This window comes from Streptomyces sp. NPDC006393 (assembly GCF_040628575.1).
Classification (GTDB): domain Bacteria; phylum Actinomycetota; class Actinomycetes; order Streptomycetales; family Streptomycetaceae; genus Streptomyces.
Genome location: NZ_JBEXZD010000041.1, coordinates 23,508 through 48,838, shown reverse-complemented (window position 1 = coordinate 48,838; position 25,331 = coordinate 23,508). Strand labels below are relative to the sequence as shown.

Below are 25,331 nucleotides of genomic sequence, written 5' to 3'. Positions count from 1 at the left end.
GCCTGCTCAAAAGGGGGGACGGTTACTCATCCGTAGCGTAGTGTCACCCCCGCGGTTCGGCAGTGCGGCGTTTACCACACCTAGGGTGGCTTGCATGACGCCGCGAGATGCAGCAGACAACAACCCCGAGAACTCCGGGAATCCCGGGCATCCCGAGAATCCGGAGAACTCCGGCGACTCCTCGGGAGGCAGCCGCTGGTCCGACCTCGACCGCCCGCCCCTGAACGCCACCGCGCTGCGGCGCGGACTGGTCCGCGAGGGCGGCCTGTGGTCCGAGGTGGACGTGGTGCAGCGCACCGGTTCCACCAACGCGGACCTGGTGGCCCGCGCCGAGGCGGGCAAGGCGGCCGAGGGCGCCGTGCTGGTCGCCGAGGAGCAGACCGCCGGACGGGGCCGCCTGGACCGCCGGTGGACCGCGCCGGCCCGTTCCGGCCTCTTCTTCTCCGTGCTGCTCAGGCCCGCCGACGTGCCGGTCGCCCGCTGGGGCTGGCTGCCGCTGCTCACCGGTGTCGCGGTGGCCACCGGGCTGGCCCGCGCCGCCGGGGTGGACATGGCGCTGAAGTGGCCGAACGACCTGCTCGTGACGGTCGGCGGCGAGGAGCGCAAGGCCGGCGGCATCCTGGCGGAGCGGGCCGGGGACGGCGGCGTGGTCATCGGCGTCGGCGTCAACGTCACGCTCCGGGCGGACGAGCTGCCCGTACCGCAGGCCGGTTCGCTGGCCCTGGCGGGGGCCGCGAGCACGGACCGCGATCCGCTGCTGCGCGGTGTCCTGCGTTCGCTGGAGGACTGGTACGGGCGGTGGCGGGCCGCCGGCGGCGACCCGGTCGGCAGCGGCCTCCAGGAGGCGTACGCGGCGGGCTGCGCGACCCTGGGGCGCCGGGTGCGTGCCGAACTGCCGGGCGAGCGGTCGCTGGTCGGCGAGGCGGTCGCGCTGGACGGTGACGGCCGTCTGGTCCTGGCGACCGAGGACGGGGTGCAGGAGCCGGTCGGGGCGGGGGACATCGTGCACTTGCGGCCCGCGTGAACCTGGGGTCGGGTGGCCGTGAGGGGAGCGGGTGCCCCACGGCTCGCGGCGGGCGCCCACACCGCCTGCGGCCGCGCACGGGTGCGTACGGCGGCGTACGGCCGCGCACCGGTGTGTACGCGTGCGCTCGCCGTGAAATCCCCGGTCAGGTCACCCACGGCCCGACCTGACCGAGTGAGCTGGCGCACACCTGCCGTAGAGTTGAGGCCGGTCGAACCTGACCGTGGCAGATCGGAAGGGCAGCAGGCGTGACCGTCGACGACTCGGGCTCCGGCACGGACGCGGACGGCCGGGTGGACCCCCACGCCGCCGACCCCGGCGAGGACCCGCTCGCGCTGCGTCTCGAACATCTCATCCTGGGCGCGGAGCGGCGCTACACCCCCTTCCAGGCGGCCCGCAGCGCCGGCGTCTCGATGGAGCTGGCCTCGCGCTTCTGGCGGGCCATGGGCTTCGCCGACATCGGCCAGGCCAAGGCGCTGACGGAGGCCGACGTGCTGGCCCTGCGCCGTCTCGCCGGTCTGGTGGAGGCGGGACTGCTCAGCGAGGCCATGGCCGTGCAGGTGGCGCGGTCCACCGGGCAGACCACCGCCCGGTTGGCCGAATGGCAGATGGACTCCTTCCTGGAGGGGCTGACCGAGCCGCCCGAGCCGGGCATGACGCGCACCGAGGTGACGTACCCGATCGTGGAGCTGCTCCTGCCCGAACTGGAGGAGTTCCTGGTCTACGTCTGGCGCCGCCAGCTCGCCGCCTCGGCGGGTCGGGTGGTGCAGGCCGCCGACGACGAGGAGATGGTCGACCGCCGGCTGGCCGTGGCCTTCGCCGACCTGGTCGGCTTCACCCGGCTGACCCGCCGGATGGAGGAGGAGGAGCTCGGCGAGCTGGTCGAGGCCTTCGAGACGACGGCCGCCGACCTGGTGGCGGCGCGCGGCGGGCGGCTGATCAAGACGCTCGGCGACGAGGTGCTGTACGTGGCCGACGACGCCGGTACGGCCGCCGACATCGCCCTGCGCCTGGTCGAGACGATGGAGAACGACGAGACGATGCCCGAGCTGCGGGTGGGCATGGCGTTCGGCACGGTGACCACCCGTATGGGCGATGTCTTCGGTACGACCGTCAACCTCGCCTCCCGCCTGACCTCGATAGCCCCGCGCGACGCCGTGCTCGTCGACAGCGCCTTCGCCGAGGACCTGATCCGTTCGGGTGACGCCCCGGCCTCCGAGGCGGAGGCGGCCGAGGCCGCGGCCGCCGCGGAGAAGGAGGGCGAGGAACCGCCCGCGTACCGCTTCGCCCTCCAGCCGATGTGGCAGCGCCCGGTGCGTGGACTGGGCGTGGTCGAGCCCTGGCTGCTCACCCGGCGGGACGAGCGGACGCCCTGACCGCCGCCTGACCGCCCCCGGACCGCTGCCTGGTTCGCCGTCCGCTTCGCCGTCCGCTTCGCCGTCCGGTTCACCGGTGATCAGCCGAGCCCGACGCACAGTCCGACGATCGGGAGGCACAGGCCCGCGCCGCCGGACGAGGGCGGCGGGGTCTCCGGGGCGTGCGAGCTGCGGCTCGGGGCGGGCGTGGGCCGCGGTGCGGGGCGTGTGGTGGCGGGCTGCTGGGAGTGGCCGGTGGGGGTCTGCTGGGCCGGCGGGTTCGCCTGCTCCGGCGGGTTCGGGTCCTCGGGGACGGTCGTGGGCACGGTGTCCGGCGCGGACGTGGCGCCGGTCGCGGTGTCCGGGAGGGCCGAGGGCGGGACGGCGGCGGCCACGGAGGGGGACGCCGACGACGCGCGGTTCGCCTCCGGGTCCGCCGCACCGCTTGTGCCGCCCATGGGCACGGACGCCGAGGGCAGCGCCGCCGGGCCGGCACCGACGGTGGCAGAGACGTCGGCCGACCGGCCGGTGCCGGCGTCCGCGCGGGCGTCCGCGTGGGGCTCGTCCGCGCCCGGACCGCCGCCCGCGTACTCGGGCGCCAGCCGTACCAGGCTCAGCGCACCGGCGGCCAGCGCGAGCCCGCCGGCGGCGAGCAGCACCTTGCGGCGCCGGGGCCGGCGGTGCCGCCCCCGAGGGTGCGGGCCGGGCGACGGCGCCGGCGAGGTGGTGCCCTGCGGAGTGGTGGTCTCCCGTGGGCGTGTCGTGTTCCGCGGGTCGGCGGTATCCCGTGGGCGGGTCGTGTTCCGCGGGTCGGCGGTGTCCTGTGGGCGGGTCGTGTTCCGCGGGCCTGGGGTGCCCTGTGGGCGGGCGTCCGTGTCCCGCGGGTCGTCTCCGCCCCGCCTGGCCGGGGTCTCCCGTATGCCGGTGCCGTCCTGCTGAACCGAGGTCGTGTCCTTCGTCATCGCCGTCCTCCCGGTGCGCGCCCCCTGTGCGCCCTGGCGGCGCACGTTATGCGGTGGCGCGCGGAGTTCGCGGGAGTTGGGCGGGATGTCACTCGAACGGGGGGTCGGTGCTCGACAGGCGGCCCCTTTCCCTCCGGGGGGCGCGGCTGCCATGATCGGGGCGTACGTCGTTAACCTGCGTTAACCCGGAGGGTGTCATGAGCGAGGAGCGGTTCGGGGAGTTCGTGCTGGTGCGGCGGCACGAGTACGTGGCGGAGCTCGTCCTCGACCGGCCCAAGGCCATGAACGCCGTGTCGACGGACATGGCCCGCTCGATCGCCGGGGCGTGCGCCGCGCTCGCCGCCGACCGTGACGCGCGCGTCGTCGTCGTGTCCTCGTCGCACGAGCGGGCGTTCTGCGTCGGGGCCGACCTGAAGGAGCGCAACTCCTTCAGCGACGCGGATCTGGTGAAGCAGCGGCCGGTCGCGCGCGGGGCGTACACCGGCGTACTGGAGCTGCCGATGCCGACGATCGCCGCGGTGCACGGGTTCGCGCTCGGCGGCGGGTTCGAGCTGGCGCTGTCCTGCGATGTGATCGTGGCCGACCGCACGGCCGTGGTGGGGCTGCCGGAGGTGTCCGTCGGGGTGATCCCGGGCGGCGGCGGTACGCAGCTGCTGCCGCGGCGGGTGGGGGCCGCGCGCGCGGCCGAGCTGATCTTCACGGCGCGCCGCCTGGAGGCCGCCGAGGCGCACGAGCTGGGTCTCGTGGACCAGCTGGTCGACGAGGGCCGGGACCGGGCGGAGGCCCTGGAGCTGGCCTCCCGGATGGCCGCGAACTCGCCGGTCGGCCTGCGCGCGGCCAAGCGTGCCCTGCGCCTCGGGCACGGGCTGGATCTGCGGACCGGCCTGGAGGTGGAGGACGCGGCCTGGCGTTCGGTGGCGTTCTCGGGGGACCGGGCGGAGGGTGTGGCCGCCTTCAACGAGAAGCGCGCCCCGCGCTGGCCGGGCGAGTGACCTCGGCGTGTCCGTTCTCGGGCGGGCGCGGCGCGTCCGTTCTCGACCGGGCACGGCCTGTCCGTTCGTGAGCGGGCAGGCGGTGCGGCCCACCGACAGGCGCATCAATGTCCCGGATTGGGCAAAACATCCCTAGCCTGGGGGAATGGGCGAGAACGGACGGCTGGCCGCCGTCGTGGCGTTGGCGCAGGGGATGGCCGCGGCGCACACTCCGCGTGAGTCGTGGCGGGCGGCGGCGCTCGGTGCCTGCCGGGCGCTGGAGGGGAGCTTCGCCGCGCTGTCGGTGTGGGAGCGCGAGCGCGGCCGGCTGCGGGTCCTGGTGAACGTGGGGGACCGCGCGCCCGAGGAGGAGGAGTTCCCCGAGGACGAGACCTACCCCGTGCACCAGTTCCCGGAGATCACCGAGTTCCTGCACGAGCGGTGGGCCTCGGGCGGTGAGCCGGACGCCTGGGTGGAGACCGCCGAGGGGCCCGCGGCAGGCCGTCCCGGCTACTGCCACCAGCGGGTCGCGGCCCTGCGGCGGCGCGGCCGCGGCTGCTGCGTGGTCGCGCCGATCGTGCAGCACGGACGCGCCTGGGGCGAGCTGTATGTCGCCCGCTCGTCCGGCGACCCCTTCTTCGGCCGCGCCGACGCCGACTTCGCCACCGTCCTGGCGGCCGTGGTCGCCGCGGGGCTCGCGCAGACCGAGCGCCTGGAGGAGGCCCGCAGGCTGGCCTTCACCGACGCGCTCACCGGGCTCGCCAACCGCCGGGCCGTCGACGTGAGGCTGGAGGAGGCGATCGAGCGGCACCGCGCGGACGGGACCGTCGTCAGTCTCGTCGTCTGCGACCTCAACGGCCTCAAGCGGGTCAACGACACCCTCGGGCACGCCGTGGGCGACCGGCTGCTCGAGCGGTTCGGGTCCGTGCTGTCGCTGTGCGGCGCCATGGTGCCCGGCGCCCTCGCGGCCCGCCTCGGCGGGGACGAGTTCTGCCTGCTCGCGGTCGGAACATCCGCCGACGAGGTGGTCAAGGCGGCCGACGAGCTGTGCCGGCGCGCCGCCGAGCTGGAGCTGGGGGAGGGCGTCGCCTGCGGGGTGGCCTCGACCGAGGACGCGATCGGGCCGGTACGGTCGGCCCGGCGGCTGTTCCGGCTCGCCGACGCCGCGCAGTACCGGGCGAAGGCGCTGCGCGGCGACCGGCCGGTGGTCGCCGGCCGCGAGGGGCCGGAGGATCCGGTGGTCCGCCTCGCCGACGAGCCGACTCCCGAGCCCCGGGGCGCGGGCGAACGGCGCCGCTTCCGCGGCCGCCGGCCGTGACGCGGTGCGGCGTACGTGCCCGTGGGGCGCGGTGCGCGCGTACGTGCCCGTGACGCGGTGCGCGCGTACGTGCCCGTGGCGCGGGTCACCCTCGTGGTAAGGGGTGCACCCGGCACCCACTAGTGACATCTCCGCATTCACTGCGTACGCTCCTGAATATGGATATGCACACTGTGGTGGTGGGGACGTCCGGTGTCACCGCGTCCGACGTTCTCGCCGTGGCGCGCGGCGGCGCACGGGTCGAGCTCTCCGGGGAGGCGGTGGCGGCCCTCGCGGCGGCCCGGGAGATCGTGGAGGCGCTGGCGGCCAAGCCCGACCCCGTCTACGGCGTCAGCACCGGCTTCGGCGCCCTGGCGACCCGGCACATCAGCCAGGACCTGCGCACCCGGCTGCAACGCAACATCGTCCGCTCGCACGCCGCGGGCATGGGCCCGCGGGTCGAGCGCGAGGTCGTACGCGCGCTGATGTTCCTGCGCCTGAAGACCGTCTGCTCCGGCCACACCGGCGTGCGTCCCGAGGTCGCGCAGACCATGGCCGACGTCCTCAACGCCGGGATCACCCCGGTCGTGCACGAGTACGGCTCGCTCGGCTGCTCCGGCGACCTGGCCCCGCTGTCCCACTGCGCCCTCACGCTCATGGGCGAGGGCGACGCCGAGGGCCCGGACGGTACCGTCCGCCCGGCGGCCGAGCTCCTCGCCGAGCACGGCATCCAGCCCGTCGAGCTGCGCGAGAAGGAGGGCCTGGCCCTGCTCAACGGCACCGACGGCATGCTCGGCATGCTGATCATGGCCCTCGCCGACCTCGACACCCTCTACAAGTCCGCCGACATCACCGCCGCACTGTCGCTGGAGGGGCTCCTCGGCACGGACAAGGTCCTCGCCCCCGAGCTGCACGCCATCCGCCCGCACCCCGGCCAGGGCGCCAGCGCCGCCAACATGCTGGCCGTGCTGAAGGGTTCCGGCCTCACCGGCCACCACCAGGACGACGCCCCGCGCGTCCAGGACGCCTACTCGGTGCGCTGCGCCCCGCAGGTCGCCGGCGCCGGCCGGGACACCCTCGCGCACGCCCGCCTGGTCGCCGACCGCGAGCTCGCCTCCGCCGTCGACAACCCGGTCGTGCTGCCCGACGGACGGGTGGAGTCCAACGGCAACTTCCACGGCGCCCCGGTCGCCTACGTCCTCGACTTCCTCGCCATCGCCGCCGCCGACCTCGGCTCCATCGCCGAGCGCCGCACCGACCGGCTGCTCGACAAGAACCGCAGCCACGGCCTGCCCCCGTTCCTCGCCGACGACGCCGGCGTGGACTCCGGCCTGATGATCGCCCAGTACACGCAGGCCGCGCTGGTCAGCGAGATGAAGCGGCTGGCCGTACCGGCCTCCGCGGACTCCATCCCGTCCTCCGCCATGCAGGAGGACCACGTCTCCATGGGCTGGTCCGCGGCGCGCAAGCTGCGCACGGCCGTCGACAACCTGACCCGGATCATCGCCATCGAGCTGTACGCCGCCACGCGCGCCGTCGAACTGCGCGACGGTCTGACTCCAGCTCCCGCGAGCCGGGCGGTCATCGACGCCGCCCGGGAGGCGGGCGTGGGCGGTCCCGGCCCGGACCGCTTCCTGGCGCCCGATCTCGCCGCCGCCGACGCCTTCGTGCGCGACGGCCGTCTGGTCGCCGCCGCGGAGAGCGTCACCGGCCCGCTTCAGTAGCCCGGTCCGCGTCGGCCGGCGCGGCAGGTGTGCGGGGCGGGTGTCGGCAGGTGCTGCTCGCGCCTGCGCCGGGAACGTCAGAAGCCGAGGCGTTCCCGGCGCACCGAGTACACGACGAAGCCGGCGCCGACGGCGAGGAAGAGCGTGCCGCCGACGACGTAGGGAGTGGTGTCCACGCTTCCCGTGTCGGCGAGTTCGGTACCGTCCGAGGACGGGGAACCCGCCTGGGTCCCGGTCCGCGCGGCCGGCCCCGCGACCGCCCGCGCCGCCACGGACGTCGATGCGGCCCGCCCCTGCTCCGTGACATGTGCCGTCGACTCCGCCGAGGTCACCGCTCTGGCCGGCGCGTCCGTCGCGTTCGCGGAGGGGACGAACCACAGGGCGCCCAGCAGGGTGCCCGCGGCGGTGGCGGTCAGCAACGTGCGGCGAGCGGATGACACGGAATATCGATCCCCTTGTGGCGCTGGTGAATTGGCCGTGTGGGCTGAGCTGATGTTAGTGAAAGTGGCGGGTCACGGGAAAGTCACGGGAGGTTTGAACCCACGGGGCTTCTGTGACTGGAGATGCCGACGACGCGCCGTTCCACGGAGATTGACGAAAGTCGCCGGCGGCATGTGACGCACAACACAGTGAAGGCTCGGTGGAATCGACGCGTCCGTTCGTACTGATCGGCGAAGGCGCGACGACGGAGGCGCGGCGAACGCCGGACCGGCCACGGACCGCACGACATGCCGGATGCCACCCCGGTTCGCCGCGCCCCGGGCCGGGCGAGGATGATGGCGATCGGCACGCGCACCACCCGGCACCCACCTGCCCGGCCGTCCCGGCGGACGTGGCGAGGCCCACATCAGTGCGGCATGGGGAACCGGACGAAACGGTCGTAGCGTTGATGAATCGTGATGGGGGACGCGTGGGGTCCTGGGGAATTCGTAGCGATGGAGAAGCGTTTGATGACGAACAGTAAGCGGCGCAGGGCCCTGGTGGCCTCGTCCGCACTGCTCGGTGGTGTGCTGGTGCTCTCGGCCTGTTCCGGCAGCAGCGACGCGTCCGGCAAGAACGGCGGCGACACCTCGCAGGCCAAGGCCGACAAGGCGGCTGCGCAGCAGTCGTCGGAAGCCCAGATCAAGATCACACCGGCGGACGGCTCCGACAACGCCTCCATCAACAACTCCGCCGTCGTCACCGTCGCCAAGGGCACGCTGACGGACGTCACCATGACCACGGCCGACGGCAAGGCCGTCACGGGTCAGATATCCGCGGACAAGCTCAGCTGGAAGCCGAGCGCCCAGCTGGACCGCGCCACCACCTACAAGATCGCCGCGACCGCCGCGGACGCCAAGGGGCGCGCCGCCCACGAGAACGCCTCCTTCACCACGGTCGCCCCGGCGCACAGCTTCATCGGCTCCTTCACGCCGGACAACGGCACCACGGTCGGCGTGGGCATGCCGGTGTCGATCAACTTCGACAAGGCGATCACCGACAAGGCGGCCGTGCAGAAGGGCATCACCGTCTCCTCCTCCAGCGGCCAGGAGGTCGCCTGCCACTGGTTCGGCGCGCAGCGCATGGACTGCCGCCCCGAGCAGTACTGGCAGGAGAACTCCACCGTCACGCTGAAGCTCGCCCTCGACGGCGTCCAGGGCGCCCCGGGCGTCTACGGCGTCCAGCAGAAGACGGTCACCTTCCACGTCGGCCGGAACCAGGTCTCCTACGTCGACGCGAAGACCAAGCAGATGAAGGTCACGCAGGACGGCAAGGTCGTCAAGACCATCCCGATCTCCGCCGGCGCCCCCGAACACACCACGTACGAGGGCCAGATGGTGATCTCCGAGAAGTTCCAGCAGACCCGGATGAACGGCGCGACGGTGGGCTTCACCGACGACGACGGCAAGGGCGAGTACGACATCAAGGACGTGCCGCACGCCATGCGCCTGACCACGTCCGGCACGTTCATCCACGGCAACTACTGGGGCGCGCCGTCCGTGTTCGGCAACGTCAACACCAGCCACGGCTGTGTGGGCCTCCAGGACAAGAAGGGCGCGGGCGACTCCACCACGCCGGCCGCGTGGTTCTACGACCACTCGCTGATCGGTGACGTCGTGGTCGTGCAGAACACCGGCGACAAGACGGTCGCCCCGGACAACGGCCTCAACGGCTGGAACATGAGCTGGGCGCAGTGGAAGGCCGGCTCCGCCGCCTGATCCGCCGTCAGCCTCCCTGCCGATGCCGCCCTCCGGGGCGGCATCGGTCATGTCGGGGCCGTCTCTCTCACAGTCCCTTCTCATGGTTCTCTGATGACAGCCTTATCCCGTCATCAGGGTGCGTCCCTACGTTGCGGCGCATGTTCTTCACCTACCTGAGGCGCGAGCTGCGCCGCCGCAGAAAGGCGGCCCTCGTCGTCGCCTCCGGCCTCGCTCTGGGCATCGCGCTGGTCATCGTGGTCAACTCCGTGTCCAACGGCATGGGCAAGGCGCAGGACAAGGTCCTCCAGTCCCTGTACGGGCTGGGCACGGACATGACCGTCACCAAGGCGGCGGACCCGGACAACGTGCAGAAGCCGCACTTCAAGTTCGACGCCAAGGGCGACGGCGACGACTCGACGCAGAGCAGCGACCTGGTCATGGCGCAGGGCTTCACCACCCTGCCCACCTCGACGGTCGGCAAGGTCGGCGACCAGAAGGGCGTCGCGTCCGCCGTCGGCGGACTGAGCCTGCGCGTGATGAAGGTCGACGGCCAGTTCGCCCGGGGCAAGATCCAGATGGAGCAGAACGGCGGCAAGGGGTTCGGACGCCAGGGCGGCCAGTCCCCGCAGGGCAAGGTCGTCGGCGGCGGCGCGGACTTCGACGTCAACCAGTACACCGTCTTCGGCACCGACGTCACCCAGCCGGCGCTCGGCCCGCTGACCTCCTCCAAGATCACCAGCGGCCGTACCTTCAAGACCACCGAGACGGACGCCAAGGTCGTCGTCGCCGACTCCGCGTACGCCAAGGAGAAGAAGCTCAAGGTCGGCAGCACGGTCACCATCAAGGGCGTGAAGTACGAGGTGATCGGCATCGCGACCGCCGACAGCGGCGACGCGGCGGCCAACCTGTACATGCCGCTGAAGCAGGCGCAGACGCTCAGTGACAACAAGGACAAGGTCACGACGATCTACGTCAAGGCGAACGACTCCCAGGAGATCGGTTCCGTCAAGAGCGCCATCCAGAAGAACGTCTCGGGGACCACGGTCACCACCTCCGCCGACCTGGCGAAGACCGTCTCCGGCTCGCTGTCCACCGCCTCCGACCTGGCCACCACCGTCGGCAAGTGGCTGTCGATCACGGTGCTCGTGGCCGCGTTCCTGGTCGCCGGGCTGCTGACCTCCTCGGCGGTCTCCCGCCGGGTCCGTGAGTTCGGCACGCTCAAGGCACTGGGCTGGAGGTCCGGCCGGGTGACCCGGCAGGTGGTCGGCGAGGCCGTCGTCAACGGTCTGGTCGGCGGCGCCCTCGGCATCGCGCTGGGCCTGGCGGGCGCGTACGCGGTGAGCGCCGTCAGCCCGACCCTCCAGGCCCAGCTCGGCTCCTCCGGCGGCCAGGGCCCCGGTGCCCGCTTCGGCGGCGGGGGCGGCTTCGGCGGCGCCGGCCGGCAGGCCGCGAAGTCCCTGGACGTGGCGCTCACCGCACCGGTCAGCCTCACCACCATCGCCGTGGCGGTCGCCCTCGCCGTCGCCGGCGGGCTGATCGCGGGAGCGTTCGGCGGCTGGCGGGCCTCCAGGCTGCGGCCGGCCGACGCGCTGCGACGCGTCGAATAGCACCCGCGCCCGCCGCCCCACCCCGTCACGCACCCCAGGAGTTGCCACACCATGTACGAACTCACCGGCGTCACCAAGCGCTACACCCGCGGCAAGGAGATCGTCCTCGCCCTCGACGGCGTCGACCTGACCATCCCCGACGGCGACCGGCTGGTCATCCAGGGCCCCACCGGCGGCGGCAAGTCCACCCTCCTCCAGATGCTCGGCGGCCTGGACCGGCCCACCTCCGGCCAGGTCGTGCTCGACGGCACCGACATGGCCAAGCTGCCCGAGGCCAGGCTCACCAGGGTGCGCAGCGAGAACATCGGCTTCGTCTTCCAGTCCTTCAACCTCATCCCCACGCTGACCGCGCAGGAGAACGTGGAGACCGCTCTCGTACCCCTCGGAATCAAGGCCAGGGACCGGCGCGAACGCGCCGCCGAGGCACTGGAGTCGGTGGGACTCGGCGAACGGCGCGGCCACCTGCCCGGCGAGATGTCCGGCGGCCAGCAGCAGCGCGTCGCCATCGCCCGCGCCCTGGTCAAGCAGCCCAAGGTGCTGCTCGCCGACGAACCCACCGGCAACCTGGACGAGTCGACCCGCGACGAGATCATGGACGTACTCGAACGCATGTGGAAGGAGCACGGACTGACGTTCGTCATGGTCACCCACGACTCCGCGCTCGCGAAGAAGGCCCCGCGCGTCGCGACGATCCGCAAGGGCCGCATCACCGTCAAGGACAACGCGCGGGCCTGACCGGCGCGACCCGCACCGGCGCGGCCGGTGCCCCGGCGGGCGGACACCGCCTGCCGGGACCGGCCGGGGCCGGTGAGGGCCCGTGCCGGGTCCGGTGCCGGAACCGGTGGGGTCCGGTGTCGGGACCGGTGGGGGCCGGTCGGGGCTCTAGCTCGCGGTCCCCGCCCGGGTGGCGTCCGCGCCCCAGCTGGCCAGCAGGCGCAGCGCCTCCGCCGACGGGGACCCCGGCTCGGCGTGGTAGACGACCATGGACTGGTCGGCGTCGTCCGCGAGCTTGAACGACTCGTAGGGCAGGTCCATCTCCCCGACCAGGGGGTGGCGCAGGCGCTTGACGCCGTGGCTCTTCTCCTTGACGTCGTGGGCGGCCCACAGGCGCCGGAACTCCTCGCTCTTGACCGACAGTTCGCCGACCAGCGCGGACAGCCGGGGATCCTCCGGATAGCAGCCGGCCTCCATGCGCAGCGCGCACACGATGTCGATCGCCTTCTGCTCCCAGTCGACGAACAGGTCCCGGTACTCGGGCTTCAGGAAGACCATCCGCGCCCAGTTGCGCTCCTGCGCCGGCATCCGGGACCAGTCGCCGAAGACCGCCGCCGCCATCCGGTTCCACGCCAGCAGCTCGGCGCGCCGCCCCACGACGTACGCCGGGACCGTGTCCATCGTGTCCAGCAGCTGCCGCAGCGAGGAACGCACCTGCTGGGTCTGTGCGGCCTGCTTCTTCTTGTGCTTGGGCTTGGCCAGATGGGTCAGGTGGGCGTGCTCGGCGTCGGTGAGGCGCAGCGCACGGGCGATGGAGTCCAGAACCTCCGCCGACACCCCCTGCCCGTTGCCCTGCTCCAGACGCGTGTAGTACGCGACCGACACGCCGGCCAGCTGGGCCAGCTCCTCGCGGCGCAGCCCCGGCACCCGGCGGTGGCGGCCGTAGTGCGGCAGCCCGACGTCCTCCGGTTGCAACCGGGCCCGCCGGGTGCGCAGGAACTCGCTGAGCTCGGCCCGCCGGTCCAGCCCGGCACGAGCGTCCGCACCGGCGCCCGCGGCGGGGGCGGTCATGCTGTCCGGCTGTTCGTCCATGCCTCCAGTATCCGTGGTCGTACGTACCGCAGCCTGACCCCGCCAGTAGTAGGAACGCGGAACGTAGGCAGAGCCGTGACCTGGGCGAACGCCCTTGGTCCGGGCACCCTGGAGAACGTGTCCGGCCGGAAGGCGGCCGGATGCGCGCAACCCCGAGGAGAACCCCGGCATGACCACCCCTGTCGCCGCGTACGCCGCGCCCGCCCCCAAGGCGCCGCTGGAGCGGACCACCATCGAGCGCCGCGCGGTAGGTGCGTACGACGTCCTGATCGACATCAAGTTCGCCGGCATCTGCCACTCGGACATCCACCAGGCCCACGAGGGCTGGGGCGAGGCCATCTTCCCGATGGTCCCCGGTCACGAGATCGCCGGCGTCGTCGCCGAGGTCGGCTCCGGCGTCACGAAGTACAAGGTCGGCGACCGCGTGGGCGTCGGCTGCATGGTCGACTCCTGCCGCGAGTGCGACAACTGCAAGGCCGGTCAGGAGCAGTACTGCACCGGCGGCGGCATGATCGGCACGTACAACGCCGTCGGCAAGGACGGCGAGCCCACCTACGGCGGCTACTCGCAGAAGATCGTCGTCGACGAGAACTTCGTCGTCCGCATCCCCGACGGCCTCTCCCTCGACGTCGCCGCGCCGCTGCTGTGCGCCGGCATCACCCTGTACTCCCCGCTCAAGCGCTGGGGCGCCGCCCCCGGCAAGAAGGTCGCGATCCTCGGCATGGGCGGCCTCGGTCACATGGGCGTGAAGATCGCGCACGCGCTGGGCGCCGAGGTGACCGTGCTGTCACAGTCCCTGCGCAAGAAGGACGACGGGCTGCGGCTGGGCGCCGACCACTACTACGCCACCAGCGACCCGAAGACCTTCGAGGAACTGGCCGGCACCTTCGACCTGATCGTCTCGACGGTGTCGGCGCCGCTGGACTTCAACGCCTACCTGTCCCTGCTGAAGAGCCAGGGCGCCCTGGTGAACGTGGGCGCGCCGGAGGAGCCGATCTCCCTGAACCTCTTCTCGGTCATCGGCGGCGGCAAGACCCTCGCCGGTTCCATGATCGGCGGCATCGCGGAGACCCAGGAGATGCTGGACTTCTGCGCCCGGCACGGCATCGGCTCCGAGATCGAACTGATCAGCGCCGACCGGATCAACGAGGCGTACGACCGGGTGATCGCCAGCGACGTCCGCTACCGGTTCGTCATCGACACGGCGACGATCTGAGCCGTTCCGTAGCGTTCTGAGCCGTCCGGCGACGATCTGAGCCGTCGGGTAGCTCCCGTGGCGATCTGAGCGGGCGGGGCGGTGACGCGCCGCCCCGGCCGTCGCGGACCGGCGGCCATGGCCCCCGGTTCCCCCGGGCCATGGCCGCCGGTCCGGTCACCCGGTACCGTGGCCGCGGGCTCGGTGAAGCGGGATCCGGCGTTCAGGCGGCCGGATCCGTCGGATCTGGATCTGCCGGGGGGAGCCATGGATCCGTTGACGGCGGTGACCGCGGGCAGGGCCGCGGCGGGCAGACGGTTCGCGTTCTACGTCTCCGTGCAGCTGACCTCGGTCATGGTGCCCGGACTCGTCACCGTGACCTCCCTGGCCGCGCTCATGCTGCACGCCCGGCACCCGAGCGACCTGGGCGCGACCCTCGGCGACGCCGTGCGGACCATCCGGGGACCGGCCATGATCCTCGTCGACGTCTCCTGGCTGGCCGCCGCGTACCTCGCCGGGTATGTCGGCCGTGAGCTGGCCTTCCGCCTCCTCGGCGCCGCGGAGCGGCTGCGCGGACGGCACCATCCCGCACTGGGCGCGCTGTACGCGGAACTGGAGGCCGTCTACGGGCAGGCGGCGCTGCGCCGCTGCCTGCGGACGCACCCGCTGCTCCGGCACCTGCTGACCACGGCCGACACCACCGCCGCCCGCTCCGAGGACCTGCGGCGCCCGGGCGGCGCCCTGCGCACCGGAAACGTCTACGAGGCCTTCGTCTACGCCAAGTTATGGCTGCGCGAACACAATCCCGGGCTCGCGCCGGACGCCACCGAGGCGGAGATCAACATCCTCCTGTCCACGCTGCCGCCGCTGGCCCTCGGCACCTGGGCGCTGATCGACCTGGCGCCGCTCGGCGTGGTGGCGGCGACCGTGATCGCGCTCGTCGCCGCCACCGTGACGGCCGTCGTCCTCGCCCAGGTGCTGCGCCTGCGCCGGACCGAGTGCTGGGAGGCGCTGCGCAACCTCCTGGAGGACCACGAGATGCGTCACGCGGCCGCCCGGCTGCCGGGATCGCCCGTTCCGGTCGTCCCGGCCGACGACCCCGGCGACGACGCTCAGGTGAGCGGAGCGGCGTAGTGACGCAGGTCCGGCAGGATGCTCTCGCACACCGGCCCGGACAGCGACCACAACGTCAGGTGTATGTCGGCGCCCGTCCGATGGGCGGCCACGGCACGGTGGTTGCCGTCCAGCAGGACGCAGCGGTCCTCGTCCACCCGGTACGCCGGCAGCGTCAGCGGCAGGGGCTCGGGCCCCTCGGCGAAGGCCCGCGTCAACGCGGTGACGGCCCGCCGCCGCTCCACGGGCCAGCTCGGCAGCGTCCGGTCGGCCGCCGCCACCCGTAGCGGGCGGCTCCCCGGAGCGCTCCAACTGCTGTCGTCGCCTTCCGGACCGGCGTACCAGACGGTGAACAACTCGGCCAGCCGCCGCCTGCCCGCCCTCTGACCGAGCGTCTCCACCCGGACCCCCGCCCGCATTTCGGCCAGCCGCTCCCAGTCCAGCTCCGCCCGGATGTCCGAGCGAAACCGCGCGGCGAAGTCGTCAAGTCCCGTCATCCGACGCCCCCTTCCTGTCGGACAGCATCATCCACGCCCTCGCGCGGACCGGCCGTACGGAGGAACGCGGACCGGCCATGACGAGGTGGCGCGGACCGGCCATGGGCAGGTGGCGCGGACCGGCCATGGGCAGGTGGCGCGGGTCGGCCGTGACGAGATGACGCGGGCCGGTCGTGACGGTCGACGCCACGGCCGGCCCGGGCCGTCAGGGCAGCTTGACGAAGGGGGACAGGAAGGTCCGGGCCGCCGGGGTGTCGAGACGGTAGGTCACGTTGGTGGCGTAGCACGGCGTGTCACCGGTGATCGTGGTCGCGGCGAGGATGTTCCTGCCGTCGACGACCGCGAAGTTGGGCCCGCCCGAATCGCCGTAGCAGGCACCGCCGTTGCCCTGCGGGGCGGTCATGGCCAGCCGTATCCAGGCGTTGTTGAGGGCGTCGAAGGTCACGGGCGCCTTCATGCGCACGCCTCCGCCGGGATGGGTCTGCCCGCCCGGACCGTTGACGGCTTCCTGGGTGCCGTACCCGGCGACGAACCAGTCGAGGGCGTTCAGCCCCTGCGGGCCGAGCGCGCCGAACTGGCCGGCGGCCGGGAGGGTCGCGGGCGTGAAGCTCCAGCGCGCCTTCATCTTCTGCGCGGGCAGCTCGATCACCGCGATGTCGTGCGGGTCGGAGGAGGGGCCGGGGTAGGCGGGGTCGGTGTGGGCGGCGCCCTCGACGCCGACGGCGCCCGCCTGCGCGGCCGGATCGCCCGGATACTTCGTGGCGGCGGCGTCGAGCCCGGCCTGGACGTTCTGGTCCAGGGAGACGTAGAACCGCACGTCGGCCGGCCAGTCCGTGGTGCAGTGGGCGGCGGTCAGGAACGTGTTCCCGTCGACCATGGTGCCGGAGCAGACCCAGTCGACGCGGTCCGGGGTCGCCGGGTCGCCGTCGTCGTCCCAGGTGGCGATGAGGGCGCCGACCTCGGTGCGCTCCGGCGCGGGGCTCGCGTTGTAGGAGTTGATCGCGGACGAGGGCAGCGCGGTCGCGAGCACGGCGGCACAGCCGGCCGCGGCGACGGCGGTGATGCGGGCCATGGTGGTGGCACGTCGCTTGATCAAGAGAAGACCCTTCGGATGGGTGGGACGGGTGTTCTCCTGTGGGGGGTGTGAGCCGCGATCAGTGAACCGCCTGCGACCGGCCACGACAAGAGCGCGGTGACGTCTTCCGGATCTCCTCGTGACCTCTCCTCGTGAGCGGACCGCATGCCGAAGGACGCATGACGGCTATATCGTGACGAGAGTGACAAATGCGAGCAGACAGGACACGGATGACCGTCCCGCCCGTCCCGCGGTCATCGAACGGGTCGTGACACTGACGGTGAACGGCCGCCCGCACACCCTGCGCCTGGACACCCGGGTCACCCTGCTGGACGCGCTGCGCGACCGGCTCGGTCTGACGGGCACGAAGAAGGGCTGCGACCAGGGCGCCTGCGGCGCGTGCACGGTCCACCTGGACGGTCGCAGAGTGCTGGCCTGCCTCACCCTGGCGGCCCAGGCCGAGGGCCGGGACGTCACCACCATCGAGGGCGTCCTGGGCCCCGACGGCCGCCCCCACCCGGTGCAGCAGGCGTTCATGGAGCACGACGGCTTCCAGTGCGGCTTCTGCACCCCCGGACAGATCATGTCCGCGATGGCACTGATGGCCGAGGGACGGACCGGCTCGGACGAGGAGATCCGGGAGTTCATGAGCGGCAACCTGTGCCGGTGCGGCGCCTACCCCAACATCGTGGCGGCGATCCGCGAGGCGGCCGCCCGGGGAGGTCACGATGCGCGCCTTTGACTACGTCCGGGCCACCGACACCCGCGAGGCGGTGCGCCTGCTCGCGGACGATCCGCAGGCGTCCTGCCTCGCGGGCGGCACGACACAGCTCGACCTGATGAAGGACGGGGTGCTGGAGCCACCGCGGCTGATCGACATCACCCGTCTCCCCCTGCGCGGCATCGAACGCCGCGACGATGCCCTGCACGTGGGCGCGCTGGTCACCATGGAGGAACTGGCCGCCGACGCCACGGTGGCCGAGCGCCTCCCCATGGTGCGCGAGTCCCTGCTGCTGGGCGCGTCGGTGCAGCTGCGGAACATGGCCACCATCGGCGGCAACCTGCTCCAGCGCACCCGATGCCGCTACTTCCGCGACCCCACGGTCCCCGAGTGCAACAAGCGCGCGCCGGGCTCCGGCTGCGCCGCGGTCCGGGGCACGGCCCGCATGCACGCCGTGCTCGGCGCGAGCGAGCGGTGCATCGCGCTCCACGCCTCCGACCTCGCCGTCGCCCTGGTGGCGCTCGACGCGATCGTGCACATCCAGGGGCCCACCGGGTCCCGCACCGTGCCGCTGACGGAGTTCTACCTGACGGCGGACGTCAGCCCCGAACGCGAGACCGTCCTGGAGCACGCCGAGCTGATCACCGGCGTCGAGATCCCGCTGCCGCCGCCGGCCGCCCGCTCGGGCTACCTCAAGGTCCGCGACCGGACGTCGTACGAGTTCGCCCTGGCCTCGGCCGCCGTGCAGCTCGTCCTGGACGGCGGCACGATCCTCGAGGCCCGGGTCGCCCTGGGCGGCGTAGGGACGAAGCCCTGGCGGGCCCACGCGGCCGAGCACCTGCTGACCGGCGCGCCCGCCACGACGGCGACGTTCACGGACGCGGCCGAGGCGACCATGCGCGACGCCTGGACCGTGCCCGGAACGGCGTTCAAGGTGCCGCTCGCCCGGCGCACCCTGGTGCGCGAGCTGCAGACCGTCTCAGGAGTGACCGCATGAGCACCGTGGAGAGCAGGACGCGGATCGGCGCGGGCGTCAACCGGGTCGACGGCCCGCGCAAGGTCACCGGCACCGCCCCGTACCCGATGGACTTCAGCGTCCCCGGCCAGGCCTACGGCGCCCTGGTGCAGTCCACCGTCGCCGCCGGCCGGATCGTCCGCATGCACACCGAGGCCGCCGAGGCCGCCCCCGGCGTGATCAGCGTCCTCACCCACGAGAACGCCCCGAAGGTCGGCACGGGGCCGACCACGGTGCTCGGAGCGGCACCGCCGCCGCCCCTGCGCAACGACCGGATCCTCCACCACGGGCAGCACATCGCCTTCGTGGTGGCCGACACGCCCGAGCAGGCCACCGCCGCGGCGCGCCTGGTGCGCGCCGACTACGAGGCCACGGAGCCGCTGCTGGACCTCCAGGACCCGCGCGCCGAACAACTCGTCGACCCGTGGGGCACGGACACCTCGCGCGGCGACGCCACCGCGGCCCTGAAGTCCGCCGAGGTGACCCTTCAGGCCACCTACACCACCGCCGACAACACCAACAACCCGCTCGGCCTGTTCGCCACCCTGGCCACCTGGGAGGGCGACACTCTCACCGTCCACGACACCAGCCAGTGGCCGTCGATGGTGCGCACCACCCTCGCCACGGTCTTCGGCATCCCCGAGAGCTCGGTACGGGTCCTGGTGCCCTACGTCGGCGGCGGCTTCGGCGCCGGGCTGCGCGTGTGGCCGCATGTGATCCTCACCGCCATGGCCGCCCGGATGATCAAACGGCCGGTCAAGCTGGTGCTGACCCGGCCGCAGATGTTCACCTCCATCGGGCACCGGCCCAGCGGGGTGCAGTGGCTGAGCGTCGGCGCCACCCGTGACGGCGAGCTGGTCGCCCTGGACCACCGCAGCCTCAGCTCCCTGAGCATGGAGGACAACGACTACGAGCCCTTCACCTCGGCGACCTCCTTCGCCTACCGCTGCCCCGACGTGATCACCCAGGACCGGCAGGCCCGGCTCAACGTCGCCGTGCCGACGTCCATGCGCGCCCCCGCCGAGGCACAGGGCAACTTCGCGCTGGAGTCGGCGCTCGACGAACTGGCCCACCAGCTGCGCATCGACCCGGTGGAGCTACGGCTGCGCAACCACACCGACGTCGACCCGCGCAACGGGCTGCCCTGGTCCGGCAAGGCACTCCTGGAGTGCTACGAGGTCGGCGCGCGCCGCTTCGGCTGGTCCGACCGCAACCCCGAGCCGCGCTCCATGCGCGACGGCAACTGGCTCATCGGCTACGGCATGGCGAGCGCGCTCTTCCCCTACTTCGCGCAGCCCTGCGCCGCGCAGGCCACCGTCCGCCGGGACGGCAGCGCGCTGGTGCGCAGCGCCGCCGCCGACATCGGCACCGGCACCTACACCGTGATGGCCCAACTGGCCGCCGAGGAACTCGGCCTGCCCCTGGACCAGGTCCGCTTCGACCTGGGCGACTCCGACATGCCCCACTCGATGATGGCGGGCGGCTCCGGCCTCACCGGCGCGCTGGGCAACGCCGTGCACGACGCCTGCCGACGGCTGCTGCGCCAGTTCGCGGAACTCGCACACGACGACGCCGACTCGCCCCTGCGGGGCTTCCCCCCGGACGACATGGAGTGCACCGACGGGCGGATCCACCCCACGGGCCGCCCCGACCTGGGCGAGACCTACGCCGACATCCTCGCCCGCCACGGGCTCACCGAACTCACCGCGAACGGCAACAGCACACCGCCGGTCCCCACCGAGCTGGGCATGTCCCTCGCCGGCGCCTACGGCGCCAAGTTCGTCGAGGTACGGGTCGACGCCGAGCTCGGACTCATCCGGGTGGCACGGGTGGTCTCGGTCATCGACGGCGGCCGCATCCTCAACGAGAAGACGGCCAGGAGCCAGATCATCGGCGGCACGGTCGGCGGCATCGGCATGGCCCTGTTCGAGGACACGGCCACCGACCCGCGCACCGGACGCATCGCCAACGGCACGTTCGCCGACTACCTGGTCGCGGTCAACGCCGACATCCCCGACCTGGACGTGGTCTTCGTCGGCGAACCCGACCGCGCCACGGCCACCGGCACCAAGGGCGTCGGCGAGGTCGGCCTGGTCGGCATCGCCGCCGCCATCGCCAACGCCGTCCACCACGCCACCGGAAAACGCCTCCGCGACCTGCCGATCACGCTGGACGCCCTGCTGTGACACCGACGTGAGGGCGACGTACGGCGACAGCGGCTCGAATGCGGCCGGCCTGGGTTAGAGTCCCGGTTCGAGTCGTTGGGGGCGTGGATGAATGGTCCGGACCGGGACCGCAAGGCAGTCCGGGCACGGCACCCTGTGCTCCTGGTCGTGCTCCTGCTCGCCGCAGGTGCCACGCTGACCTGGTTCGCGGGAGGGCATCTGGCGTACGCCACGGGCCTTGCGGGAACCTCAGGTCATCTCCGTGTCGAAGAGTGCGTCTGGGAACACGTGGGGGGCCATCGGTACCCGCACTGCAGCGGGGTCTTCCACTCCTCCGACGGGACGGTCGTGGACCCCGACGCCTCGGTCGGCGCACACCTGCCTTCCGGCAGCACGATCGCCGTCCGGCAGACGGCTTCCGGCGGATACGAGCGGATCGGGCTCGCGGCCTCGTGCGGATGGCTGGCCGTTTCCCTCCTGGGCCTGTCGATGCTGCTGCTGGGGGTCCTGGCCGTCTGTGTCAGGACCGGTGCCCGCCGGGTGCCTCGCGCGCTGTGGGTGCTGCTCGGCTCGTTGGGTGCCGCGATGCTGCTGAGCGCGCTCGTCGGTGGCGTGGCCGGCATGACCGAGGCCTTCTGACGCTCCGGCATCCGAAGATCCGATGCCGTCGAACCCTCAGTAGCGCGTCGGGCAACCGCAACCGCACCTGCCCACCACCCGTTTATCCGCTGGTCTGGGCGTGCAGGGCCCGCAGCGTCGTCGTCGACTCAGCCGAGACGGGCTCAGCCATCTGCCTTGGCCACGCCGATCGGGCAGGACACGCCCGTGCCGCCGAGGCCTTCGGGCCAGGCAGCTCCGGCGCCCCCGAGGGTCTAGAGATCGCGGACTTCGCCCTCGGCTGCTTCTGGAGCGCCGAGCGCCAATTCTGGCAGCTTCCGGCGGGTGTCTGGACCACCCTCGTCGGCTACCAGGGCCTTTCGGACAGCATCGGACAGCAAGAATCCGAAGGCCACACGCGCCCCGCGTGGGCGCGTCAGTGCGGCAGCGTCGCCGGGCTGCCGCCGTTCGCCTCGTAGCCCGCCACGGCCAGGGCACGGTAGATCGCGAACTCCGCCGCCGGGTCCTCGGACAGGGTCCAGGGCAGGGCGCCCACGTGGCCGTCGACGCCTATGAGCTGGTTCATGGCCTCCGCCCAGCGCTCGGAGCGCACCAGGAAGAAGATCAGCAGATGGCGTACGTGCGCCACGACCGGGTCGCCGGAAGGCGCCGAGTGGACCGCGTGCAGCGCGCCGTGCACGGCCTTGGTCACCACCTCGCTCTGGTAGAAGGTGCTGACCAGGTTCACCTCCGGCAGGTGCTCGAAGACGGCGAACAGGGGCAGCGCCGCCAGCAGCGAGCCCTGCGGCGCGCGGGCCGCCGCGGCCTCGGCGAACGCCATCGCCAGCTTCCGCGAGCCGTGCCACTTCTCGCACCAGTAGTGCAGCGCCGCCAGGTGCGCGCCCATGTGGTTCGGCGCGCGGTCGAGGATCTTCAGCCACAGCTTCTCGAACTCCGGCTGGGAGTAGGCCAGTCCGCGTGCCACCGACAGCTCGACGATGTACGGGACCGGGTCGCCCGGCGCGAGCAGCGCGGCCTGCCCGCACATCTCCCGGGCCTCCTCCATGATGATCCGGAACTCGTCCGTCCCCGGCGTCGCCGTCCGCCACGCCTGCTGCACCAGGAACTCGGCGTGCACCGCCGCACCGCCGGGGTCCTTGGGCTGCTCGGCCCGCCACACCCGCAGCCACTGCCCGCCCGGCACCTCGTGGACGCCGCCCGGCCGGTGCCGCAGCTCCAGCGCCGCTGCGCCGGCGAAGGCCTGCACCCGCTGCCAGCGCAGCTCGCCCTCCGTCTCCGTACCCGCGAGGAGTTGGGCGGCCGCGTGATAGTCCTGCGTGCGCTGCACCAGGTCCAGCACGTCCACCAGGTCCTGGTCGGGGCCCGGCATGCGCACGTCGAGCTCCTCCTGCGGCAGGAACCCGTAGTCGGCCGGGTCCGCGGCGTCCGGATGCCCGGGCGGCACCTGCTCGATGGCGCCACGCCTGCGCCTGAGGAACGGAAGCAGCACGAAGCCCAGCATGACCAGCGCCACCAGGACCCAGAGAATCTCCATGCCTCAAGCGAACCAGACCGCGCCGACAATTGGCCAACCCGTGCCCCGGGCCTGTGGAAACGGCCTGTGGAAAACCTCCGCGATCCCCGCTCCCCGCCAACCGCCCGGGCCCCGCCGCCGCGTGCCGCCACGTTCCGTCGCCCGGCGGTCCGCCACCAGCCCTCCGGGCGCACTACCCTCGGCCCCATGAGCGACAGGCACATCAGTCAGCACTTCGAGACCCTCGCGATCCATGCGGGCAACACCGCCGATCCCCTCACCGGCGCGGTCGTCCCGCCGATCTACCAGGTCTCGACCTACAAGCAGGACGGCGTCGGCGGTCTGCGCGGCGGCTACGAGTACAGCCGCAGCGCCAATCCGACCAGGACCGCCCTCGAAGAGAACCTCGCCGCCCTGGAGGGCGGTCGTCGTGGGCTCGCGTTCGCGTCCGGACTGGCGGCCGAGGACTGCCTGCTGCGTACGCTGCTCGGCCCGGGTGATCACGTGGTCATCCCGAACGACGCGTACGGCGGCACGTTCCGCCTGTTCGCCAAGGTCGTCTCCCGTTGGGGCGTGGAGTGGTCGGTGGCCGACACCAGCGACCCGGCCGCCGTACGGGCCGCGATCACCCCGAGGACCAAGGTGGTGTGGGTGGAGACCCCCTCCAACCCGCTGCTCGGCATCACGGACATCGCCGCCGTCGCTCAGGTCGCCCGGGACGCCGGCGCCAGGCTCGTCGTCGACAACACCTTCGCCACGCCGTACCTCCAGCAGCCGCTCGCGCTCGGCGCGGACGTCGTCGTGCACTCGCTGACCAAGTACATGGGCGGCCACTCGGACGTCGTCGGCGGTGCGCTGATCGTCAGCGACGCCGGACTCGGCGACGAGCTGGCGTACCACCAGAACGCCATGGGCGGCGTCGCCGGCCCCTTCGACTCCTGGCTGGTGCTGCGCGGCACCAAGACGCTCGCGGTGCGCATGGACCGGCACAGCGAGAACGCGGCGAAGGTCGCCGACATGCTGTCCCGGCACGCGCGCGTGACACGCGTGCTGTACCCGGGTCTGCCCGACCACCCCGGTCACGAGGTCGCCGCCAAGCAGATGAAGGCGTTCGGCGGCATGGTCTCCTTCCGGGTCGAGGGCGGCGAGGAGGCCGCCGTCGAGGTCTGCAACCGTGCCAAGGTGTTCACCCTCGGCGAGTCCCTGGGCGGCGTCGAATCCCTGATCGAGCACCCCGGCCGCATGACGCACGCCTCCGCGGCGGGCTCCGCCCTGGAGGTCCCCGCCGACCTGGTCCGCCTGTCCGTCGGCATCGAGAACGTCGACGACCTGCTGGAGGACCTCCAGCAGGCCCTCGGCCGCTAGGGGCTGTCTCCCCAGCGGTCCGCCGGGCCGGTGGCCGCTCCCGCGGGGGCGGTCGCCGCGGGCCTCACCAGTCGCTCACCGGTGGAGTCGTCTGTGACGGCGGCTCCACCCAGGGCCGTACCGTCAGCGCCCACACGGTGAACGCGACCACCGCGACGAACAGCATCAGCCACATCGTGCGGCGGGCGAGCGTCCGGCGCCGCAGCATGCGGCCGCCGCGGCGCACCACGTCGGCGTACAGCTCCGCCGGAACCTGCGGCGGGGTCTGCTCCAGGAGCCGCCGCACGGCCGCCTCACGCTCCATCCGGTTCACGTCCGCCTCCCCCTCGCTCGCCGCCGCCCGTCCGTTTCCTGTGTGCTCGTGCGCCGCCCCGGCCCCCGGTGTGCCGCTACGACGGTGCCACCTCCGGGTCGCGCACCGCCGGGGCGGGCCGCGCGGGCAGGCGGGTGAGCGCGGCGATCGTGCGGTCGCAGATGACGCGGACGCGTTCCGGGGGCAGGCCGAGCATCGCCGCCGTCTGTTCCTCGGCGACCCCCTCGTACAACCTGAGGACGAGGATGAGACGTTCCTGAGGGGCGAGGGCGGCCAGTGTGCCGGGGGGCCTGGACCGGCCGCGGCCCAAGCCGTGCTGGTGCCACGCCTCACGGGCGAAGCGGGCGGCCATGTGCTGGCGGGCGCACGCGTAGGGGTCCTCTCCGCCCAGCCGGTCCCAGCACGCGTACGTGTGCGCGAGGGACAGGGTCAGCAGGCGGCACGCGCGCGGGTTGTCGTCCGGGGCCTCCGCGGTGAGCAGTGTCGCCGCATGCAGCAGCCGCCCGGCGGAGCCCGCGACGAACGCCTCGAACTCCCGGGCCCGGCGCACGCCTTGGGACGCCTGCCGTTCTCGCACCGCGCCTCCCGCCAGGGGCGATCCTGAAGAAGCGGGACCCGTCCGCCGTACGGGATACGGAACCGTGTGCGACAAGGACCCGGTCTCATACCAGGCCAGCGGCGGCCCGTGAGTCAAGAGCCGCGCGCGCACGCGGACGGGATGATCGGTGGAACGTGGTCCGCCGGCGGAGCTCAGGACGCCGTCACGGCGCGGGACGTCCGGGAGTTCAGGACGCCGTCACGGCGCGGGACGTCCG

General features: G+C 72.8%; 23 protein-coding genes and 1 pseudogene. 16 read left to right on the top strand and 8 right to left on the bottom strand.

Annotation, left to right across the window (positions count from 1 at the left end):
- Positions 1 to 94 precede the first annotated feature (94 nt).
- Both ABZ484_RS19070 and ABZ484_RS19065 read left to right on the top strand, forming a co-directional pair.
- Positions 95 to 1,024 (top strand): biotin--[acetyl-CoA-carboxylase] ligase, encoded by a 930-nt coding sequence (locus ABZ484_RS19070; protein ID WP_358867052.1) that lies wholly within the window; start codon positions 95 to 97, stop codon positions 1,022 to 1,024.
- A gap of 248 nt (positions 1,025 to 1,272) precedes the next feature.
- Positions 1,273 to 2,400 carry an adenylate/guanylate cyclase domain-containing protein gene (locus ABZ484_RS19065; protein WP_358867051.1) on the top strand — a complete coding sequence of 376 codons (1,128 nt, stop codon included), beginning with the start codon at positions 1,273 to 1,275 and terminating at the stop codon, positions 2,398 to 2,400.
- An 80-nt stretch (positions 2,401 to 2,480) separates the two neighbouring features.
- On the opposite strand, the gene ABZ484_RS19060 is transcribed toward ABZ484_RS19065, so the two are convergent.
- The gene (locus tag ABZ484_RS19060; protein ID WP_358867050.1) at positions 2,481 to 3,341 is read right to left on the bottom strand and encodes a hypothetical protein; all 861 of its coding nucleotides are present in this window, start codon (positions 3,339 to 3,341) and stop codon (positions 2,481 to 2,483) included.
- Positions 3,342 to 3,538: 197 nt separating this feature from the next.
- Between ABZ484_RS19060 and ABZ484_RS19055 the strand changes: the two genes are divergently transcribed.
- The 3 genes from ABZ484_RS19055 to hutH all read left to right on the top strand — a co-directional run bounded on the left by ABZ484_RS19055 (position 3,539) and on the right by hutH (position 7,333).
- Positions 3,539 to 4,333: an enoyl-CoA hydratase-related protein gene (locus ABZ484_RS19055; RefSeq protein WP_358867049.1), complete on the top strand. Its 795-nt coding sequence runs from the start codon at positions 3,539 to 3,541 to the stop codon at positions 4,331 to 4,333.
- Between the two features lie 145 nt (positions 4,334 to 4,478).
- Positions 4,479 to 5,630 carry a GGDEF domain-containing protein gene (locus ABZ484_RS19050; protein ID WP_358867048.1) on the top strand — a complete coding sequence of 384 codons (1,152 nt, stop codon included), beginning with the start codon at positions 4,479 to 4,481 and terminating at the stop codon, positions 5,628 to 5,630.
- Positions 5,631 to 5,794: 164 nt separating this feature from the next.
- The gene (hutH, locus tag ABZ484_RS19045) at positions 5,795 to 7,333 is read left to right on the top strand and encodes a histidine ammonia-lyase (protein WP_358867062.1); all 1,539 of its coding nucleotides are present in this window, start codon (positions 5,795 to 5,797) and stop codon (positions 7,331 to 7,333) included.
- A gap of 77 nt (positions 7,334 to 7,410) precedes the next feature.
- Here the strand turns inward: hutH and ABZ484_RS19040 are convergent, their stop codons facing one another.
- On the bottom strand, positions 7,411 to 7,773 hold the full coding sequence (locus ABZ484_RS19040; RefSeq protein WP_358867047.1) for a hypothetical protein: 363 nt from the start codon (positions 7,771 to 7,773) through the stop codon (positions 7,411 to 7,413).
- Between the two features lie 510 nt (positions 7,774 to 8,283).
- Here ABZ484_RS19040 and ABZ484_RS19035 point away from each other — a divergent pair.
- The 3 genes from ABZ484_RS19035 (at position 8,284) to ABZ484_RS19025 (ending at position 11,855) form a co-directional block, all read left to right on the top strand.
- Entirely contained in the window at positions 8,284 to 9,531 is a 1,248-nt protein-coding gene (locus ABZ484_RS19035) for an Ig-like domain-containing protein (RefSeq protein ID WP_358867046.1), read from the top strand.
- A gap of 140 nt (positions 9,532 to 9,671) precedes the next feature.
- Positions 9,672 to 11,120, top strand: coding sequence for an ABC transporter permease (locus ABZ484_RS19030; RefSeq protein WP_358867045.1), 1,449 nt, complete (start codon positions 9,672 to 9,674; stop codon positions 11,118 to 11,120).
- A gap of 51 nt (positions 11,121 to 11,171) precedes the next feature.
- A complete protein-coding gene (locus ABZ484_RS19025) occupies positions 11,172 to 11,855 on the top strand; it encodes an ABC transporter ATP-binding protein (protein WP_358867044.1) in 684 nt (227 codons plus the stop codon).
- 147 nt (positions 11,856 to 12,002) lie between these two features.
- Here ABZ484_RS19025 and ABZ484_RS19020 read toward each other — a convergent pair whose 3' ends face one another.
- Positions 12,003 to 12,926 (bottom strand): helix-turn-helix transcriptional regulator, encoded by a 924-nt coding sequence (locus ABZ484_RS19020; RefSeq protein ID WP_358867043.1) that lies wholly within the window; start codon positions 12,924 to 12,926, stop codon positions 12,003 to 12,005.
- Between the two features lie 169 nt (positions 12,927 to 13,095).
- On the opposite strand from ABZ484_RS19020, the gene ABZ484_RS19015 reads away from it, so the two are divergent.
- Positions 13,096 to 14,142, top strand: a complete 1,047-nt coding sequence (locus tag ABZ484_RS19015) for an NAD(P)-dependent alcohol dehydrogenase (RefSeq protein WP_358867042.1) — start codon at positions 13,096 to 13,098, stop codon at positions 14,140 to 14,142.
- Positions 14,143 to 14,388: 246 nt separating this feature from the next.
- Positions 14,389 to 15,255 (top strand): hypothetical protein, encoded by an 867-nt coding sequence (locus ABZ484_RS19010; protein WP_358867041.1) that lies wholly within the window; start codon positions 14,389 to 14,391, stop codon positions 15,253 to 15,255.
- On the opposite strand, the gene ABZ484_RS19005 is transcribed toward ABZ484_RS19010, so the two are convergent.
- Together ABZ484_RS19005 and ABZ484_RS19000 are read right to left on the bottom strand one after the other, a co-directional pair.
- Positions 15,234 to 15,731 carry a hypothetical protein gene (locus ABZ484_RS19005; RefSeq protein WP_358867040.1) on the bottom strand — a complete coding sequence of 166 codons (498 nt, stop codon included), beginning with the start codon at positions 15,729 to 15,731 and terminating at the stop codon, positions 15,234 to 15,236. The two genes, ABZ484_RS19010 and ABZ484_RS19005, sit on opposite strands and share 22 nt — an antisense overlap.
- A 205-nt stretch (positions 15,732 to 15,936) precedes the next feature.
- Entirely contained in the window at positions 15,937 to 16,827 is an 891-nt protein-coding gene (locus ABZ484_RS19000; RefSeq protein ID WP_358867039.1) for a trypsin-like serine protease, read from the bottom strand.
- Between the two features lie 247 nt (positions 16,828 to 17,074).
- Between ABZ484_RS19000 and ABZ484_RS18995 the strand changes: the two genes are divergently transcribed.
- The 5 genes and pseudogenes from ABZ484_RS18995 to ABZ484_RS18975 all read left to right on the top strand — a co-directional run.
- Positions 17,075 to 17,548: a (2Fe-2S)-binding protein gene (locus ABZ484_RS18995; protein WP_358867038.1), complete on the top strand. Its 474-nt coding sequence runs from the start codon at positions 17,075 to 17,077 to the stop codon at positions 17,546 to 17,548.
- Positions 17,535 to 18,524 carry a xanthine dehydrogenase family protein subunit M gene (locus tag ABZ484_RS18990; protein WP_358867037.1) on the top strand — a complete coding sequence of 330 codons (990 nt, stop codon included), beginning with the start codon at positions 17,535 to 17,537 and terminating at the stop codon, positions 18,522 to 18,524. Before ABZ484_RS18995 ends, ABZ484_RS18990 begins: the two co-directional genes overlap by 14 nt.
- Positions 18,521 to 20,728: a xanthine dehydrogenase family protein molybdopterin-binding subunit gene (locus ABZ484_RS18985; RefSeq protein ID WP_358867036.1), complete on the top strand. Its 2,208-nt coding sequence runs from the start codon at positions 18,521 to 18,523 to the stop codon at positions 20,726 to 20,728. The genes ABZ484_RS18990 and ABZ484_RS18985 overlap by 4 nt, the downstream gene beginning before the upstream one ends.
- 147 nt (positions 20,729 to 20,875) lie before the next feature.
- Positions 20,876 to 21,346 carry a hypothetical protein gene (locus tag ABZ484_RS18980; protein WP_358867035.1) on the top strand — a complete coding sequence of 157 codons (471 nt, stop codon included), beginning with the start codon at positions 20,876 to 20,878 and terminating at the stop codon, positions 21,344 to 21,346.
- A gap of 224 nt (positions 21,347 to 21,570) precedes the next feature.
- Positions 21,571 to 21,681 (top strand): annotated as a pseudogene (locus ABZ484_RS18975) (peptide-methionine (S)-S-oxide reductase); the annotation flags it as partial.
- A 59-nt stretch (positions 21,682 to 21,740) separates the two neighbouring features.
- Here ABZ484_RS18975 and ABZ484_RS18970 read toward each other — a convergent pair.
- The gene (locus tag ABZ484_RS18970; protein WP_358867034.1) at positions 21,741 to 22,859 is read right to left on the bottom strand and encodes a hypothetical protein; all 1,119 of its coding nucleotides are present in this window, start codon (positions 22,857 to 22,859) and stop codon (positions 21,741 to 21,743) included.
- A 186-nt stretch (positions 22,860 to 23,045) separates the two neighbouring features.
- Between ABZ484_RS18970 and ABZ484_RS18965 the strand changes: the two genes are divergently transcribed.
- Positions 23,046 to 24,203: a cystathionine gamma-synthase gene (locus tag ABZ484_RS18965; protein ID WP_358867033.1), complete on the top strand. Its 1,158-nt coding sequence runs from the start codon at positions 23,046 to 23,048 to the stop codon at positions 24,201 to 24,203.
- 64 nt (positions 24,204 to 24,267) lie between these two features.
- Here ABZ484_RS18965 and ABZ484_RS18960 read toward each other — a convergent pair whose 3' ends face one another.
- Both ABZ484_RS18960 and ABZ484_RS18955 read right to left on the bottom strand, forming a co-directional pair.
- On the bottom strand, positions 24,268 to 24,516 hold the full coding sequence (locus ABZ484_RS18960) for a hypothetical protein (RefSeq protein ID WP_358867032.1): 249 nt from the start codon (positions 24,514 to 24,516) through the stop codon (positions 24,268 to 24,270).
- Positions 24,517 to 24,592: 76 nt separating this feature from the next.
- Entirely contained in the window at positions 24,593 to 25,093 is a 501-nt protein-coding gene (locus ABZ484_RS18955) for a sigma factor-like helix-turn-helix DNA-binding protein (RefSeq protein WP_358867031.1), read from the bottom strand.
- Positions 25,094 to 25,331: the final 238 nt, after the last annotated feature.

Bases quoted from the DNA above. Each gene is read 5' to 3' on its own strand.
- ABZ484_RS19055 (WP_358867049.1), top strand. From the start codon at position 3,539: ATGAGCGAGGAGCGGTTCGGGGAGTTCGTGCTGGTGCGGCGGCACGAG.
- ABZ484_RS19050 (WP_358867048.1), top strand. From the start codon at position 4,479: ATGGGCGAGAACGGACGGCTGGCCGCCGTCGTGGCGTTGGCGCAGGGG.
- ABZ484_RS19005 (WP_358867040.1), bottom strand. From the start codon at position 15,731: ATGACGGGACTTGACGACTTCGCCGCGCGGTTTCGCTCGGACATCCGG.
- ABZ484_RS19060 (WP_358867050.1), bottom strand. From the start codon at position 3,341: ATGACGAAGGACACGACCTCGGTTCAGCAGGACGGCACCGGCATACGG.
- ABZ484_RS19070 (WP_358867052.1), top strand. From the start codon at position 95: ATGACGCCGCGAGATGCAGCAGACAACAACCCCGAGAACTCCGGGAAT.
- ABZ484_RS19015 (WP_358867042.1), top strand. From the start codon at position 13,096: ATGACCACCCCTGTCGCCGCGTACGCCGCGCCCGCCCCCAAGGCGCCG.
- ABZ484_RS19010 (WP_358867041.1), top strand. From the start codon at position 14,389: ATGGATCCGTTGACGGCGGTGACCGCGGGCAGGGCCGCGGCGGGCAGA.
- ABZ484_RS19020 (WP_358867043.1), bottom strand. From the start codon at position 12,926: ATGGACGAACAGCCGGACAGCATGACCGCCCCCGCCGCGGGCGCCGGT.
- ABZ484_RS19035 (WP_358867046.1), top strand. From the start codon at position 8,284: ATGACGAACAGTAAGCGGCGCAGGGCCCTGGTGGCCTCGTCCGCACTG.
- ABZ484_RS18990 (WP_358867037.1), top strand. From the start codon at position 17,535: ATGCGCGCCTTTGACTACGTCCGGGCCACCGACACCCGCGAGGCGGTG.
- ABZ484_RS18985 (WP_358867036.1), top strand. From the start codon at position 18,521: ATGAGCACCGTGGAGAGCAGGACGCGGATCGGCGCGGGCGTCAACCGG.
- ABZ484_RS19030 (WP_358867045.1), top strand. From the start codon at position 9,672: ATGTTCTTCACCTACCTGAGGCGCGAGCTGCGCCGCCGCAGAAAGGCG.
- ABZ484_RS19025 (WP_358867044.1), top strand. From the start codon at position 11,172: ATGTACGAACTCACCGGCGTCACCAAGCGCTACACCCGCGGCAAGGAG.
- ABZ484_RS18965 (WP_358867033.1), top strand. From the start codon at position 23,046: ATGAGCGACAGGCACATCAGTCAGCACTTCGAGACCCTCGCGATCCAT.
- hutH (WP_358867062.1), top strand. From the start codon at position 5,795: ATGCACACTGTGGTGGTGGGGACGTCCGGTGTCACCGCGTCCGACGTT.
- ABZ484_RS18970 (WP_358867034.1), bottom strand. From the start codon at position 22,859: ATGGAGATTCTCTGGGTCCTGGTGGCGCTGGTCATGCTGGGCTTCGTG.